The organism is Mycolicibacterium sp. MU0050 (assembly GCF_963378085.1).
Lineage (GTDB): Bacteria > Actinomycetota > Actinomycetes > Mycobacteriales > Mycobacteriaceae > Mycobacterium > Mycobacterium wendilense.
Genome location: NZ_OY726395.1, coordinates 4,906,304 through 4,921,971 on the forward strand (window position 1 = coordinate 4,906,304; position 15,668 = coordinate 4,921,971).

Here is a 15,668-nt window from a genome sequence, read left to right on the forward strand (position 1 = left end):
TCGATGACTGACCTGATCCGCCGCTCCGAACTGGCCCTGCCGGCCTGCAACGACCACATGTTCGCCAAAGGCGTCAGTTGCGGCGCGGACCTGGTGTTCCTCGATCTCGAGGACGCCACCCCGGTGGGACTGAAGGTCGAATCGCGGGCCAAGGCGATCCGTGCGCTGACCGAACTCGACTGGGGTCGCACCGCACGGGCCGTGCGGATCAACGGCCTGGACACCCCCTGGTGCCACGACGACATCATCGAGGTGGTCACGCACGCGGGCGCCCAACTCGACACCCTGGTGATACCGAAAGCCCGTACCGCGCGCGATGTCTGGTGGGTGGATGTGTTGCTGACCCAGTTGGAGGAGAAACTGGGTCTGAACCGCAAGATCCGGCTGGAGGTGTTGATCGAGGAAGTCGAGGGACTGGCCAACGCCGAGGAGATCGTGCGCGCCAGTTCGCGCTTGGACGCGGTGATCTTCGGAGTTGGGGACTTCTCGTTGTCCCAGGGGGCGCGGGTGGACACCAACTTCGTGCCGATCGCGGACTACCCCGGCGACTTCTGGGCCTATGCCCGCAACAAGATCATGGTCGCTGCGCGCATCGCCGGCATCGACGCCATCGACTCGCCATACCCGGACTACGCCGATGTGGCCGGTTACGAGGCCGAGGCACGCCGGTCCTCACTGTATGGCTACACCGGCAAATGGGCCATCCACCCCAACCAGGTCCCGATCGCCAACGAGGTCTTCGCGCCGAATGCCGAGGAGATTGCGTTGGCGCACCGCAACATCGAGGCCTACCGCGCGGCCGAGGCCGCTGGGCGCGGTGCCACCGGTGTCGACGGTGTGTTGGTGGATGCCGCGCACGTCAAGAAGGCCGAAGAAGTCCTGGCCCGCGCTGCGCTGATCGATGGTCAGTTGGTCTCGGTCGACGGGTAGGGCAAGACGCTGCTGGTGCGCGGGTCGACGTGAACCGGTCGCCCGATGTAGGGGAACGCGCGTTGCGCGCAGGACGGTCGGTCGCACACCTTACATCCCGCCCCGATCGGCACCCGGGCCTCCTCGTTGGCGAGGTCGATACCCGCCGAATAGATCAGCTTGGCAGCGTGAGTAAGTTCGCAGCCCAGCCCGATGGCAAACGACTTACGTTGTCCCAGATAGTGACTCGGTGCGGAATCCGTGGTCCGCGCGATCCAGAAGTACGACCGGCCGTCGGGCATCTGGGCCACCTGGGTAATGAACTCGCCGGGGCGGTTGAACGCCCGGTGCACCACCCACAGCGGGCAGCTGCCACCCACCCGGGAAAAGTGAAAAGCGGTGGCCGACTGGCGCTTGGAAATGTTGCCGGCGGCATCGGCACGCACGAAGATGAACGGCACGCCACGCGAGTCGGGACGCTGCAACGTCGAGAGCCGGTGGCAGATGGTTTCGAACCCGACCTCGAATTTGCGCGTCAGCCGATCGATGTCATAACGCAGCAGCGTCGCCGATTCCAGGAACTGCCGGTAGGGCAACAGCAGCGCCCCCGCGAAGTAGTTGGCCAGTCCGATCCGGGCCACCGGGCGGGCCTCGGTGCTCAAGTGCTCGTCGGCGGCGATGATCGCGGTGAACAACTCCGTCTGGGTGAGTAGCGCCAGCTGAGTGGCCATCTGAAAGGCCCGCTGACCGGAATCCAGCCAGCGTGCCACGTGCAACGTCCTGGTGTCCGGTCGATACCGCCTCTTCGCGTGCGGACCAAGAGATTCCACGTCGTCGAGGACGACGGTGACGCCCAGCTCGGCGGCCAGGAGCTCGGCGAGCTGGCGGTCCAGGCCGCCGATCCGCAGCTGGTGGGTGGCGAACATTTGCTCGGCCGCGCGGTCGAGGTCGTCGAGGTAGTTCTGGCGGTCGTAGAAGAAGTCGCGGACCTCTTCGAACGGCTTGGGCGGCGCAAGGTCGCCGGGGACATCCAGGCTGGCCCGGACAGCCAGCGTTTCCAATTCGGCGGTGGCCGCCGTCAAACGACGATGCAGACTGATCACGGCGTGCCCGACCTCGGGCATCCGCGCAGCAAGTTCCTCGATCTGGGCGGCGCTGACTTGAGCTTCGCCCAGACTCTGCCGGAGGTCGGCCACCAGGCGCGCATCGGAATCGGGGGTGAAGAAGTGCGCGGGCAGGTTGAAGCGCTCGGTAAGCGTCAGCAGCACTGGCACCGTCACCGGCCGCTGGTCGTTCTCCAACTGATTGACGTAGCTGGTCGAAAGGTTCAGCGCCCGCGCCAGCGCTACTTGAGTGAGGCCGTGCTCTTCCCGCAGCCGGCGTAGCCGCGCTCCCATGAAGGTCCTCGACACCGCTCCAGCCTAGCTCGACGTGCTTTCACAACCTTCGCAAAACCAGCGATATCAGGACACACAAATACGCATGTAGAGCCTCTATCCGGAGGTCGACGGGGTGCGTACGGTGCGAAACATGCAGATCCACGAAGTGCGTACCCGACGCAGCGCCGACGACTTTCCCCGCAGCCAGCACCTGGCCACCAAGATCGCCGAGATCGCGGCCGACCCGGTTGCGGTACCCCCGGAGACCGAAGCCATGGTGATCAACCGGATCATCGACAACGCCGCGGTGTCGGCGGCGTCGGTCCTCCGTCGACCGGTGACTGTGGCTCGTGTCCAGGCGCTGGCACATCCGCGGGCCGGCGGTGCCTCGGTGTTCGGCGTCGACGGCACGGTGTCGGCCGAGTGGGCCGCCTGGGCCAACGGCGTGGCGGTGCGGGAGCTGGACTTCCACGACACCTTCCTGGCGGCGGAGTACTCCCATCCCGGGGACAACATCCCGGCGCTGGTCGCGGTGGGCCAGCAACTCGGGGTGAGCGGCGCCGACCTGATCCGCGGCCTGGCCACCGCCTATGAGGTCCATGTCGACCTGGTCAAAGGCATCTGCCTGCACGAACACAAGATCGATCACGTCGCGCATCTCGGCCCGGCGGCGGCCGCCGGACTGGGCACGATGCTGCGCCTGGACCCGGACACCATCTACGACGCGATCGGGCAGGCGCTGCACCTGACGACGGCGACGCGGCAGTCCCGCAAGGGCTTGATCTCCAGTTGGAAGGCCTACGCCCCGGCCTGGGCCGGCAAGGTCGCCGTCGAGGCCGTGGACCGGGCCATGCGCGGCGAAGGTTCCCCCGCCCCGATCTGGGAGGGCGAGGACGGCGTCATCGCCTGGCTGCTCTCCGGTCCCGAGCACACCTATCAGGTCCCGCTACCTGCACCGGGCGAGCCCAAGCGCGCCATCTTGGACACCTACACCAAGGAGCATTCCGCCGAATACCAGAGTCAGGCGCCCATCGACCTGGCCCGCCGGATGCGGGAACGCATCGGTGACCTGGACCAGATCGCTTCGATCGTGCTGCACACCAGCCATCACACCCACGTGGTGATCGGCACCGGCTCCAACGATCCGCAGAAGTTCGACCCCGATGCGTCCCGGGAAACACTGGACCACTCGGTGATGTACATCTTCGCCGTCGCGCTCCAAGACGGCACCTGGCATCACGAGCGCTCGTACGCACCCGAGCGCGCGCACCGGCCCGACACCATCGAGCTCTGGCGCAAGATCTCCACCGTCGAGGACCCGGAATGGACCCGGCGTTACCACTCGACGGACCCGGCCGAAAAGGCATTCGGCGCCAAGGCTGTCGTCACGCTCAAGAGCGGCGAGACGATCGTCGACGAACTTGCCGTCGCCGACGCCCACCCACTTGGTGCTCGGCCGTTCGCGCGCGAGCAGTACATCGCCAAGTTCACCGAGCTGGCCGACGGCGTGGTGGACGTCGAGGAACAGCAGCGTTTCCTCGGCGCGGTGCAGGACGTCTCGGCGGCCGGACCCGGCGACCTGTCCGCACTGAACGTGCGCGTCGACCAGCTGGTCCTGGACAAGGCGCCGACGATTCCCGGGGGCATCTTCTGATGGCGGGCCTGTTGGGATCGTCGACACCGGCCTCGGAGAAGCGACGCAAGTTACGCCTCGGACTGGATTCTGGCCGGTTGCTGCGCCTCCCCGGCGCGTTCTCTCCGTTGGTGGCGAAGCTGGTCGCCGAGGTCGGGTTCGACGGCGTCTACGTCTCGGGCGCCGCGCTGTCCGCCGATCTGGGATTGCCGGACATCGGGTTGACCACGCTGACCGAGGTGGCCGGTCGCGGGGCCCAGATCGCCTCGGCCACCGAGCTTCCCACGTTCATCGACGCCGATACCGGCTTCGGCGAGCCGATGAGCGCAGCTCGCACTGTCACATTGCTCGAGGATGCGGGCCTCGCGGGCCTGCACCTCGAGGATCAGGTCAACCCGAAGCGGTGCGGGCATCTGGACGGCAAGGCCGTGGTCGAACCCGCGGAGATGGTCCGGCGGCTGCGCGCCGCGGTCGCGGCTCGGCGCGACCCGAACTTCATCATCTGCGCCCGCACGGATGCGGCCAGCATCGAAGGCATTGCCGCTGCCATCGAGCGGGCCAAGGCCTACGCCGACGCGGGAGCAGATCTGATCTTCACCGAGGCGCTGCACACCCCAGCCGACTTCGAACAGTTCCGCGATGCGGTCGACGTTCCGCTGCTGGCCAACATGACCGAGTTCGGTAAGTCCGAGCTCCTCACCGCCGCGCAGCTCTCCGAGATCGGGTACAACATGGTGATCTACCCGGTCACCACCCTGCGCCTGGCTATGCACGCCGTCGAGCGGGGCCTACGCGAAATCGATTCCGCCGGAACTCAATCCGAACTGTTGGATCAGATGCAGCACCGCAGCCGACTCTACGAGCTGCTGCGCTACGCCGACTACAACCAGTTCGACTCCGACATCTTCAACTTCTCGCTGCAAGGGGTGACACCGTGACCGTTACCGCGAACCAAACCGGACAACCGAAGATCCACAAGGGTCTGGCCGGGGTGGTGGTGGACACCACCGCGATCTCCAAGGTCGTTCCCGAGACCAACACGCTGACCTATCGCGGCTACCCGGTGCAAGACCTGGCCGCGCACTGCAGTTTCGAGCAGGTGGCCTACCTGCTCTGGCACGGTGAACTGCCGACCGACCAGGAGTTGGCACTGTTCACCCAGCGGGAGCGGGCGTCGCGGCGCATCGACCGGTCAATGCAGTCGCTGTTGGCCAAACTGCCGGACAACTGCCATCCCATGGACGTGGTGCGCACCGCCATCAGTTACCTCGGGGCAGAGGACCCCGACGAGGACGACCCCAGCGTGTCGGCGAACATGGCGAAAGCACTGCGCATGTTCTCGGTACTGCCCACGATCGTCGCCGCCGACTTGCGGCGGCGACGCGGCTTGGAACCCATTGCACCACACAGCCATCTGAGCTACTCGCAGAACTTCTTGAACATGTGCTTCGGTGAGGTTCCCGATGCGTCCGTGGTCCGGGCATTCGAACAGTCCATGGTGCTCTACGCCGAACACAGCTTCAACGCGTCGACCTTCGCGGCACGGGTGGTGACCTCTACCCAATCCGACATCTACAGCGCGGTCACGGCGGCGATCGGCGCGCTCAAAGGGTCCCTGCACGGCGGGGCCAACGAAGCAGTCATGCATGACATGCTCGAGATCGGTTCGGCGGATCGGGTTGCGGAGTGGTTGCACGGCAAGCTTTCCCGCAAGGACAAGGTGATGGGTTTCGGTCACCGCGTCTACAAGAACGGCGACTCGCGGGTGCCCACCATGAAACAGGCCCTGATCGACATGGCGGCGGTCCGCGATGGGCAGCGCTGGGTCGACATCTACAACGCGTTGGAGAGCGCGATGTTTGCCGCCACCCAGATCAAACCGAACCTGGACTTTCCCACCGGGCCGGCCTATTACCTGATGGGGTTCGACATTCCCAGCTTCACACCGATCTTCGTGATGAGTCGGATCACCGGGTGGACGGCGCACATCATCGAGCAGACCCAATCCAACGCGTTGATCCGGCCGCTCAGTGAGTATTCCGGTCAACCTCAGCGTCGGTTGGCCTGACCGCGTGTTCGACAAGATGTTGGTCGCCAATCGCGGTGAGATCGCGATTCGCGCGTTCCGCGCTGCCCATGAACTCGGAGCCGCGACGGTCGCGGTGTATCCATTCGAGGACCGCAACTCGGTGCATCGGTCGAAGGCCGACGAGTCCTACCAGATCGGGGAGCCCGGCCATCCGGTCCGGGCCTACCTGAGCGTCGACCAGATCGTGGCGACCGCGCAGCGCTGCGGTGCGGACGCCATCTACCCCGGTTACGGGTTCCTCTCCGAGAATCCGGCACTGGCCCGTACCTGCGCTGAGGCCGGGATCACCTTCGTCGGGCCCTCCCACGCGGTACTCGAACTGACCGGGAACAAGGCCAGCGCGGTGGCCGCGGCGAAGGCGGCAGGTCTACCGGTGTTGGCCTCCTCGAAGCCCTCCGCGGAACTCGCTGAATTGCTCTCCGCCGCAGAGGACATGCAGTTTCCGCTTTTCGTCAAGGCAGTCGCCGGCGGCGGCGGACGCGGCATGCGGCGCGTGGCGTCCCGCGAGGAATTGACCGAGGCGATTGCGGCGGCCAGCCGAGAGGCGGAGTCGGCGTTCGGTGACCCCACGGTGTTCCTCGAACAGGCGGTGGTCAACCCGCGCCACGTCGAGGTACAGATCCTCGCCGACAACTACGGCAACGTGGTGCACCTGTACGAGCGCGACTGCAGCCTGCAGCGTCGACACCAGAAGGTCATCGAGATGGCCCCCGCGCCCCACCTGGATCCAGCGGTGCGAGACCGAATGTGCGCCGACGCTGTGGCATTCGCCCGGCACATCGGCTATTCGTGCGCGGGCACGGTGGAGTTCCTGGTCGACGAACGCGGCAACTACGTGTTCATCGAGATGAACCCGCGGATCCAGGTCGAGCACACGGTCACCGAGGAGGTCACCGATGTGGACCTGGTGTCGGCGCAGTTGCGGATAGCGGCCGGCGCATCGCTGAGCGACCTCGGCTTGCTCCAAGAGGCCATCGTGCTGCGCGGTGCGGCGCTGCAATGCCGCATCACCACCGAGGACGCCACCAACGGTTTCCGCCCCGACACCGGCCGGATCACCACCTACCGGTCGCCGGGCGGAGCGGGCGTCCGGTTGGACGGCGGTACCCATGTCGGTGCGGAGGTCAGTGCCCACTTCGACTCCATGCTGGTCAAGCTCACCTGCCGTGGCGCGGATTTCCGCGTGGCTGTTCGGCGAGCGCGACGTGCGGTGGCCGAGTTCCGAATTCGCGGCGTGGCCAACAACATCGGCTTCCTGCAGGCGGTGCTGGAGGACCCGGACTTCCTGGCCGGGCGGGTCTCCACCAGCTTCATCGATGAGCGGCCCGACCTGCTGACAGCCCGGTCGAGCGCGGACCGCGGTACCAGAATCCTCAGCTACTTGGCCGACGTCACGGTCAATCAACCGCACGGTCCACGACCCACCGGGGTCTATCCGCACGACAAGCTGCCGCCGACGGATCTGGGCGCTCCGGCACCGGCCGGTTCGAAACAGAAGCTGGCCGAACTAGGTCCACGCGGTTTTGCCGACTGGATGCGGCAGCACCGGGGAGTCCTGGTCACCGACACGACATTTCGCGATGCGCATCAGTCGTTGCTGGCCACCAGGGTCCGCACCAGCGGCCTGGTCACGGTCGCTCCCCATATCGCACGCACCATGCCCGAACTGCTGTCGGTGGAATGCTGGGGCGGGGCCACCTACGACGTCGCGCTGCGCTTCCTGAAGGAAGACCCGTGGGAACGGCTGTCCGCAATGCGTGCCGGACTGCCGAACATCTGCCTGCAGACGCTGCTGCGCGGGCGGAACACCGTGGGCTACACGCCGTATCCGGTGTCCGTCACCGATGCGTTCGTCGAAGAGGCAGCGGCGACCGGTGTCGACATCTTCCGGATCTTCGATGCGCTCAACAACGTCGAGTCGATGCGCCCCGCGATCGATGCGGTCCGGGCAACCGGAACGGCCGTGGCCGAGGTGGCGATGTCCTACACCGGGGACCTGATGAATCCGGCCGAGGACCTCTACACCCTGGACTACTGGCTGCGGTTGGCCGAGCAGGTCATCGAGGCGGGCGCGCACGTGCTGACGATCAAGGACATGGCCGGCCTACTCCGCGCACCCGCTGCGGCAAAGCTGGTGTCGGCCCTGGTCACCCGCTTCGACGTGCCCGTGCGCCTGCACACCCACGACACCCCGGGCGGCCAACTGGCCACGTACGTCGCGGCGTGGGAGGCCGGGGCTTCGGCAGTCGACGGCGCGGCAGCTCCGCTGGCCGGCACGACGAGCCAGCCGGCACTGAGCTCGATCGTCGCAGCCGCAGCGCACACCCGGTTCGACACTGGCCTGGCGCTGGATGCGGTCTGCGCGCTGGAACCGTACTGGGAAGCCTTGCGCAAGGTGTATGCGCCCTTCGAATCGGGACTGGCCGCGCCGACCGGGCGGGTGTATTCCCATGAGATCCCCGGCGGCCAGTTGAGCAATCTTCGTCAGCAAGCCGTCGCCTTGGGTTTCGGCGACCGATTCGAGCAGATCGAGGATGCCTATGCGGGCGCGGATCGCATCCTCGGCCGTCTGATCAAGGTCACCCCGTCGAGCAAGGTGGTCGGGGATCTCGCTCTGGCTCTCGTCGGTTCGGGCCTCAGCGCCGACGAGTTCGCCGCTGACCCGACCCGGTGCGACATACCGGACAGTGTGCTGGGGTTCCTGCGTGGCGAACTCGGCGATCCGCCGGGTGGTTGGCCAGAGCCGTTGCGCACCAAGGCACTTGCCAACCGCGGCCCGGGCCGATCCGAGCAACCGTTGTCCGCGGAGGATCTGGAGGTGCTCGCCGCCCCCGGCCCCAAACGTCAGGCCAAGCTGAACGCGTTGTTGTTCCCGAGCCCGAACCAGGAATACCTGGCGCATCGAGAACAGTACGGAGACACCAGTGGGCTCTCTGCCAACCAGTTCTTCTACGGGCTGCGCCGCGGCGAAGAACACCGGGTCAAGCTAGAGCAGGGTGTGGAACTGCTGATCGGCCTGGAAGCCATCAGCGAACCCGATGCCAAGGGCATGCGGACGGTGATGTGCATCATCAACGGCCAACTGCGTCCGGTGCTGGTTCGTGACCGCGGTATCTCGGCGGACGTCCCGGCTGCCGAGAAGGCCGACCGCGCCAACCCCGATCATCTGGCCGCGCCGTTCGCCGGTGTGGTCACCGTGGTGGTCGAGCCCGGCGATCAGGTCGCCGCCGGTGACACCGTGGCCACCATCGAGGCGATGAAGATGGAGGCTGCGATCACAGCTCCGAAATCTGGTGCCGTGCAGCGCATTGTGATCGCTCGGACCGCTCAGGTGGAAGCGGAGGATCTACTCGTCGTGATCAGCTGAGAGCTCATCACAAAGCATCCACGCTGGTTCGCCATCACTGACGAGCCAGCGTGAATGCAATGGCTTGGAGTATCTGTTCGGCGTTCTTACCGATGGGGACTTCCAGTCCACCAAGGAGTAGGCCGGACAAGTTGACCAGGCCTGAGGTTTTGCTGCGCGCGGCCGCAAAACTCTGCTGCACGTCAGCCCAGTTGACCACGTTCCAGAACACCTTGACGAAATCGAACTCACCGTCGTTGCCGCAAAGCGGCCTACCTGTTCAGATGGACTGGTAGAGGGGGCGCCCAGTAGGTCAACATCTCGGCGAAAGTGTCGAAAGCCGGGCCGGAGACCCCATACGGAGCCTCGAGATGCAGACTCAGCGGAAAGCCGAGTTCGACGACGCCGTCGATCACCCGCTGGTACAGGTCCAGCAACAGCCTGCGCTTCACTGCCGGATTACTGGTTGCCAGAGCCCTCACGAACTCCTGCTCACGGGCCACCGCGGCATTGCCGGGGTCCTGGATCAGCCAGTCGATCAGCCCCACCTTGGCTTCGATCTTCGGCACAAAGCCGAACGAAAGCAGGATCTCCGGCCGAAAATCAGACGCCCGTGCGAATTTTCGGAGAAACTCGACGATCGCATCGGAGTAGAGCAGTTGCGTCATCCCGAAGGTGGCGCCGTGCTCGCACTTGCCGGCAAACCGTGCCGCTTCGCCGTCGCGGGTGGGAATCAGGATCACGCCGCGGTTCGACACGTGCTCGGCGTCAGGGAGCGCGAACCTGGACAACGCGTCGGTGGGGGCGACACCTGCGCCGTCGCCGTCGTTCATGGTGCGCGGAACGCCGACGAAGATCACCCCGTCGAAGCCGGCGGCGCGCAGGCGGCCGACCCGCCGTTGCAGCGCCGCCGGGTCGAGGAACGAGGTCACCTGCGTGCACAAACCGGCCACCCCCGGTAACTCCGGTCCGATGCTGGACCAGAAGTCGAGCACGTCGAGTTTGGGCTTCATCTCGACCGGTCGGTCGGCGTCCTCGACGATCATGCCGGGGATCATCACGTGCCTGATCCTTCCGGCCAGGCCGGCGTCGGCCGCGCAACTCAGTACCTTGTGCGCCTCGTCGCGCGCGGCATGGGGGCCGCGGTCGAGATTGGGTGGTACCAATTCCAACGCGATGGTGTGCAACGGCACGATGATCTCCTGTGTCACGGCGGGCATGCCGAGGGGGCGTTGCACCCCAGACAGCCTGGGGCGCAACGCACGTCGCGGTGTCAGCTCTGGTCGCGGACAGCCTTTGCCGCGGCCACCATGTTGCGCAGGGATGCGGTCACCTCGTCGGTCTTGCGAGTTTTCAGACCGCAGTCCGGGTTGACCCAAAGCCGCTCGGCCGGAACGGCTTCGAGCGCGTCCCGCAAGGAAGCCACCATCTCCTCGGTGGACGGCACGCGCGGCGAGTGGATGTCGTACACACCCGGACCCACGCTGTTGGCGAACCCGACGGCGTTCAGATCGCCGAGCACCTCCATGTGCGAGCGGGCGGCCTCGATCGACGTCACATCGGCGTCCAGATCGGCGATCGCCCCGATCACCTCGCCGAACTCCGAATAGCAGAGGTGAGTGTGGATCTGGGTCGTATCACCGACACCGGAAGTCGCCAGTCGGAACGCGGCGACCGCCCACGCCAGGTACTCCTGTTGGTCCTTGCTGCGCAACGGCAGCAACTCCCGGAGCGCCGGCTCGTCGACCTGGATGATGGACACCCCGGCGGCCTCCAGCTCGACGGTCTCGTCCCGGATCGCCAGAGCAATCTGGTTGGCGCTGTCCGCAAGCGGCTGATCATCGCGCACGAAGGACCAGGCCAGAATGGTCACCGGACCGGTGAGCATCCCCTTGACCGGCTTGTCGGTCAGCGACTGCGCGTAGGTGATCCACTCGACCGTCATCGGCTCCGGGCGCACCACATCGCCGTACAGGATCGGCGGTCGCACACACCGGGTTCCGTAGGACTGCACCCATCCGTTCTGCGTGGCGAAGAACCCGTCGAGTTTCTCGGCGAAGTACTGCACCATGTCGTTGCGCTCGGGCTCACCGTGCACCAACACGTCCAGTCCGAGCTCTTCCTGCAGGCGGACGACATCGGCGATCTCCGAACGCATCTGCTGTTCGTAGCCGGCCTGGTCGATTTCTCCGGCCCGCAATGCAGCACGAGCCTTACGGATGGCGATGGTCTGCGGATAGGAGCCGATGGTGGTGGTGGGCAACACCGGCAGGCCCAGCCGCGCGTTCTGCGCCGCGCGCCGTTTGTCGGCCGGGCCGCGCTGAGCACCGGTGGCCAGCACCGACGTCAGCCGCTCCCGGACCGCGCCCACATGCAACCGCGGATCCGCCGCCCGGCTGGCCGCCGCCGCGTCGGAGGCCTCGATCTCGCCGACGACGGCCTCGCGGCCCTTGCGTAGCGCCACCGCCAGAGTTGCGACCTCGAACACCTTCTCGTCGCCGAAGGCGAGCCAGGTGCGCAGGGTGTCGTCGAGATCATGCTCGGCATCCAGCGAATACGGCACGTGCAAGGTCGAACACGACGTCGAAACAGCCAGTGCGCCAACGGAGCCCAACAGGGAGGCCAAAGCGCCCAGTGCCGTCTGCAGGTTGGTCCGCCAGATGTTGCGGCCGTCGACCACACCGGCGACTACCAGCTTGTCGGCCAGTTCCGGGACCGCGCCCACGGCCCGCACCCCGCCGGCGATCAGGTCGACGCCGATCGCCTCGATCGGGGTGCGCGCCAGCGCCGGCAGCGCGTCGTCGAGCGCACCGAAGTAGGTCGCGACCAGGATGTCCGGACGCCGGGGCGCCGCGGCGAGCTCGGTGTACACCCGGTGCGCGAGCTTGGCTGCGTTGTCGAGTTGATCGGTGACCAACACCGGCTCGTCGAGCTGGACCCATTCCGCGCCCGCATCGGCGAGTTGGGCCAGCAGTTGCGCGTAGAGCGGCAACAGCTGATCGAGACGTTCGATCGGCGCGTCGGCGCCGTCCACGGCTTTGCTCAGCGCAAGGAAGGTCAATGGTCCGATCACGACCGGACGGGCCGGGACCCCGAGTTCCCGCGCTTCGGCGAGTTCGGTCAGCACCTTGTCCGGGTGTAGTGAGAACGTGGTGTCCGGGCCGATCTCCGGCACTATGTAGTGGTAGTTGGTGTCGAACCACTTGGTCATCTCCAGCGGCGCGACCTCGGCCGTGCCGCGAGCCGCCGCGAAGTAGCGGTCCAGATCGTCGTCGATACTTTGCACGCGCGGCGGCAGTGCGCCCAGCATCACCGCAGTATCGAGCATCTGGTCGTAGTAGGAGAACGTGTTCACCGGCACGGAATCCAATCCGGACCGGTTCAGCGACGTCAGCGTCTGTCGACGCAACTCGGCGGCGACCTCTTCGAGTCGGGGGCGGTCGATCCGGCCGGCCCAGTAGCCCTCGGTGGCGCGCTTGAGTTCCCGGTTCGGCCCGATGCGGGGAGCACCCAGAATGGTCGCGGTGAATGGTGTTGCCATGGAACGTCCTTCGGTACGACGGGAAGCGCATCGCCCATGGACGGGTAACGAAGGCAGCCGACAACGCGGCCCTCGGCCATCCGCCCATTCCTCGAGGCGATACGCCGCCGGACGCGGCGCGTCCGACACAGCCGGCAGGTCTTCGGACTCGCAGGCGCGCACCGTGCTCGGTGCTCCTAGTGGCCGTCGCTTCCCGGTAGCTCTGCGCTACCAGTGCTGATGACGGCGGTCGTTCCTGCATACCGCTGCGGGACAGTCCCGGATTCTCACCGGGTTCCCTCTCCCGATCCACCCAGGTGGGTGAACCGGTCGGTGCCTTCCGTACGGGTGTACGAACGGCAGACCAGCTGCACTCCGCATCTTAGCCACTTCAACGATCGAAGCGTTGGTGCAGGTGTGCGCGGGCGCTTTGTGGGCACACTGCAGCAATGGAGACTCTCGAGTACGCCCCCGGGCGCAGCGTCGGCGTTTTCGGCGACCCCGCCCATCCCACGGTGCTGCTGTGGCACGGTACGCAAACCGACGCCCGACACACCGTCCGCTCGTTGGCCGAACTGCTCGCCGGCCACCACCTGCGCGTGGTGGTCCCCGATTGGAATTCGCACGCCGACGATCGCGGCCGCGCCGATCTGCTGGCCTCCGTGGAGTTCGCGCAGGCCGACGCCGCCGGGCCACTGGCCGTGGTCGGGTGGTCGCTCGGAGCGGTCGCGGCGGCGGGTCTCGCCATTCGCGCCGACGAATACAACGTTGCCCTGCAGCACGTCGTCGGGCTGGGCGGCGCTTTCATGGTGCGCGATCCGCTGTCCGGCGAGATGCTCGGTCCGCGGCTGTCCGCCGCGCGCGTGCGCGCGCCCTTCACGCTGCTGCACGGGGCGGCCGACGACGTGGTGCCGTTACAGGCCAGTCGGGACTTCGCCGCCGAACTCGAGCAGGCCGGCTGGCCGGTCCAGGTCATCGAGCTGGCAGCCGATCACGGCAACATCGCTGGGGCGCAGTACAACTCGGCGGAAGACCGCTACGAACCGACCGACGATCCGCACACCCGGGCGGTCGTCACCGAGGTCGCGGCGCGCGTCGCCGCGGCGCTGGCAAACCCTCCGACGTGACCGCACTCATCCCACCGCCGACCTCGACGGCGGCGCCGAACCGCCCTGCGGTTCCCGCGCCACCATCAAACGGGCGATCTCCGCGCGGTCGGCGACCGACGGTAAGCCCATCCCGCGGTCATACCCGTACACCTCGTGCAGCGGGGTCGAATCGACGCGACCATCGAGGATGTCGACGGAGTCGGTGCTGATCAACCCGGGATGCTCGACACCGCAGGCCTGCGACACCTTGACCAGGTCGCGGCGGAGCGCCTTGATGTAGTTCGCCACCCGGACCGCCTTCTCATCCGGCACCAAACCGCGACTCAGCCAAGCGTTCTGGGTGGCGACGCCGGTGGGGCAGCTGTCATCGTGACACCGCTGTGCCTGGATGCACCCGACCGCGAGCATGGCCTCCCGGGCTACGTTGACCATGTCGCAGCCGAGGGCGAACCCGACCACCGCGTTGTCCGGGAGTCCGAGTTTGCCGCCGCCGATGAACGTCACCTGCTCGTGCAGGTCCCGCTCTGCGAAGGCTCGGTAGACCCGCGAAAAGCCCAGCTGGAAGGGCAGCGACACGGTATCGGTGAACGTCAGCGGCGCCGCGCCGGTCCCACCCTCCCCGCCGTCGATGGTCACGAAGTCCACGCCGCGATCGGTATCGCGCATGAGATCGGTCAGTTCCGACCAGAAGTCCAGATCGCCGACCGCGGACTTGATGCCCACCGGCAACCCCGTCTCGGCGGCGAGCAGTTCCACCCAGTCGAGCAGGCTGTCGGTGTCGCTGAACTCCGCGTGCCGCGACGGGCTGACGCAGTCTTGCCCCTGCGGGATCCCGCGCGTCTCGGCGATCTCCGCGGACACCTTCACTCCCGGCAGCAGTCCCCCCAGGCTCGGCTTCGCACCCTGGCTGAGTTTGATCTCCAACGCGCGCCCCGGCGTGCTCGCCACCACGTCCTTGAGTTTCTCCAGGTCGAAGCGGCCCTCCTGGTCGCGGCAGCCGAAGTAGGCGGTGCCGATCTGGAAGACCAGCTCACCGCCGTGGCGGTGATACCGCGAGACGGCGCCCTCGCCGGCGTTGTGCAGACAGTCCGCCATCAGGGCGCCGCGGTTGAGGGCCTCCACGGCGTTGCCCGACAGCGAGCCGAAGCTCATCGCGGAGATGTTGACCACCGACGCGGGCCGGAACGCATGCCGACGGCGCCGCGCGGCACCGAGCACTTTCGCGGACGGCAACGCCACGTCGTGCACGGACATCGGCTCCGACAGCGGTGTGGCCCGGCCGAAGGTCCGATGCTTGATGATCGGATAGCCCGTCGTGTGCTCGATGTCGTTGTCCGTGCCAAAGCCGAAGTAGTTGTTCTCCCGCTTCGCCGAGGCGTACACCCATCGACGTTGGTCGCGGGTGAACGGCCGCTCCTCGTTGTTTGAGGCCACGATGTACTGCCGCAATTCCGGGCCGATCGACTCGATCAGGTACCTGCCGTGTCCGATGACCGGAAAGTTTCGCAGTATCGAGTGTTTACGTTGGAAGACATCGCGCACGGCGACCGCGGCCACCGCAGAGGCCGCCGCCGCGGCGGCGGCACGCATGGGCTTGATCATGCTTTCAGGGTTGCCGGTAAGTGGCGTTCCAAACCGACCCGCGGCTCTCGTGCCGCGAGAAGAGAATGCAGGGAACGGCCT

Annotated in this window: 10 protein-coding genes, 1 pseudogene and 1 riboswitch; of the genes and pseudogenes, 6 read left to right on the plus strand and 5 right to left on the minus strand. The window is 66.7% G+C overall.

All coding sequences use genetic code 11. From position 1 onward, the window contains the following. The first annotated feature begins 3 nt into the window (after positions 1 to 3). The gene (locus tag R2K23_RS23340) at positions 4 to 930 is read left to right on the plus strand and encodes an HpcH/HpaI aldolase/citrate lyase family protein (RefSeq protein WP_316512988.1); all 927 of its coding nucleotides are present in this window, start codon (positions 4 to 6) and stop codon (positions 928 to 930) included. Here R2K23_RS23340 and R2K23_RS23345 read toward each other — a convergent pair. Further along, on the minus strand, positions 906 to 2,306 hold the full coding sequence (locus R2K23_RS23345; protein WP_316517522.1) for a short-chain fatty acyl-CoA regulator family protein: 1,401 nt from the start codon (positions 2,304 to 2,306) through the stop codon (positions 906 to 908). The genes R2K23_RS23340 and R2K23_RS23345 overlap by 25 nt on opposite strands. Before the next feature lie 133 nt (positions 2,307 to 2,439). Here R2K23_RS23345 and prpD point away from each other — a divergent pair, with 133 nt between their 5' ends. The 4 genes from prpD to R2K23_RS23365 are packed head-to-tail and all read left to right on the plus strand — an operon-like array spanning position 2,440 to position 9,377. Then, entirely contained in the window at positions 2,440 to 3,942 is a 1,503-nt protein-coding gene (gene prpD / locus R2K23_RS23350) for a 2-methylcitrate dehydratase PrpD (protein ID WP_316512990.1), read from the plus strand. After that, a complete protein-coding gene (prpB, locus tag R2K23_RS23355) occupies positions 3,942 to 4,859 on the plus strand; it encodes a methylisocitrate lyase (RefSeq protein WP_316512992.1) in 918 nt (305 codons plus the stop codon). Before prpD ends, prpB begins: the two co-directional genes overlap by 1 nt. Beyond that, positions 4,856 to 5,989 (plus strand): bifunctional 2-methylcitrate synthase/citrate synthase, encoded by a 1,134-nt coding sequence (locus R2K23_RS23360; RefSeq protein ID WP_316512993.1) that lies wholly within the window; start codon positions 4,856 to 4,858, stop codon positions 5,987 to 5,989. The genes prpB and R2K23_RS23360 overlap by 4 nt, the downstream gene beginning before the upstream one ends. Before the next feature lie 4 nt (positions 5,990 to 5,993). Further along, complete coding sequence (locus tag R2K23_RS23365; protein ID WP_316512994.1) at positions 5,994 to 9,377, plus strand: pyruvate carboxylase; 3,384 nt, start codon at positions 5,994 to 5,996, stop codon at positions 9,375 to 9,377. Positions 9,378 to 9,510: 133 nt separating this feature from the next. Here the strand turns inward: R2K23_RS23365 and R2K23_RS23370 are convergent. The 3 genes and pseudogenes from R2K23_RS23370 to metE form a co-directional block, all read right to left on the minus strand. Continuing rightward, positions 9,511 to 9,600 (minus strand): annotated as a pseudogene (locus R2K23_RS23370) (superoxide dismutase); the annotation flags it as partial. A 28-nt stretch (positions 9,601 to 9,628) separates the two neighbouring features. After that, positions 9,629 to 10,549, minus strand: coding sequence for a mycobacterial-type methylenetetrahydrofolate reductase (locus R2K23_RS23375; protein ID WP_316517524.1), 921 nt, complete (start codon positions 10,547 to 10,549; stop codon positions 9,629 to 9,631). Positions 10,550 to 10,629: 80 nt separating this feature from the next. Beyond that, positions 10,630 to 12,897 carry a 5-methyltetrahydropteroyltriglutamate--homocysteine S-methyltransferase gene (gene metE, locus R2K23_RS23380; protein WP_316512995.1) on the minus strand — a complete coding sequence of 756 codons (2,268 nt, stop codon included), beginning with the start codon at positions 12,895 to 12,897 and terminating at the stop codon, positions 10,630 to 10,632. 116 nt (positions 12,898 to 13,013) lie between these two features. Beyond that, positions 13,014 to 13,222, minus strand: a riboswitch (cobalamin riboswitch). A 103-nt stretch (positions 13,223 to 13,325) separates the two neighbouring features. On the opposite strand from metE, the gene R2K23_RS23385 reads away from it, so the two are divergent. Further along, entirely contained in the window at positions 13,326 to 14,003 is a 678-nt protein-coding gene (locus R2K23_RS23385; RefSeq protein ID WP_316512997.1) for an alpha/beta hydrolase, read from the plus strand. A gap of 6 nt (positions 14,004 to 14,009) precedes the next feature. Here R2K23_RS23385 and R2K23_RS23390 read toward each other — a convergent pair whose 3' ends face one another. Beyond that, positions 14,010 to 15,587, minus strand: coding sequence for an FMN-binding glutamate synthase family protein (locus tag R2K23_RS23390; RefSeq protein ID WP_316512999.1), 1,578 nt, complete (start codon positions 15,585 to 15,587; stop codon positions 14,010 to 14,012). Between the last annotated feature and the right edge of the window lie 81 nt (positions 15,588 to 15,668).

Coding starts and splice junctions, on each gene's coding strand:
- R2K23_RS23340 (WP_316512988.1), top strand. CDS start 4: ATGACTGACCTGATCCGCCGCTCCGAACTGGCCCTGCCGGCCTGCAAC.
- R2K23_RS23345 (WP_316517522.1), bottom strand. CDS start 2,306: ATGGGAGCGCGGCTACGCCGGCTGCGGGAAGAGCACGGCCTCACTCAA.
- prpD (WP_316512990.1), top strand. CDS start 2,440: ATGCAGATCCACGAAGTGCGTACCCGACGCAGCGCCGACGACTTTCCC.
- prpB (WP_316512992.1), top strand. CDS start 3,942: ATGGCGGGCCTGTTGGGATCGTCGACACCGGCCTCGGAGAAGCGACGC.
- metE (WP_316512995.1), bottom strand. CDS start 12,897: ATGGCAACACCATTCACCGCGACCATTCTGGGTGCTCCCCGCATCGGG.
- R2K23_RS23385 (WP_316512997.1), top strand. CDS start 13,326: ATGGAGACTCTCGAGTACGCCCCCGGGCGCAGCGTCGGCGTTTTCGGC.
- R2K23_RS23390 (WP_316512999.1), bottom strand. CDS start 15,587: ATGATCAAGCCCATGCGTGCCGCCGCCGCGGCGGCGGCCTCTGCGGTG.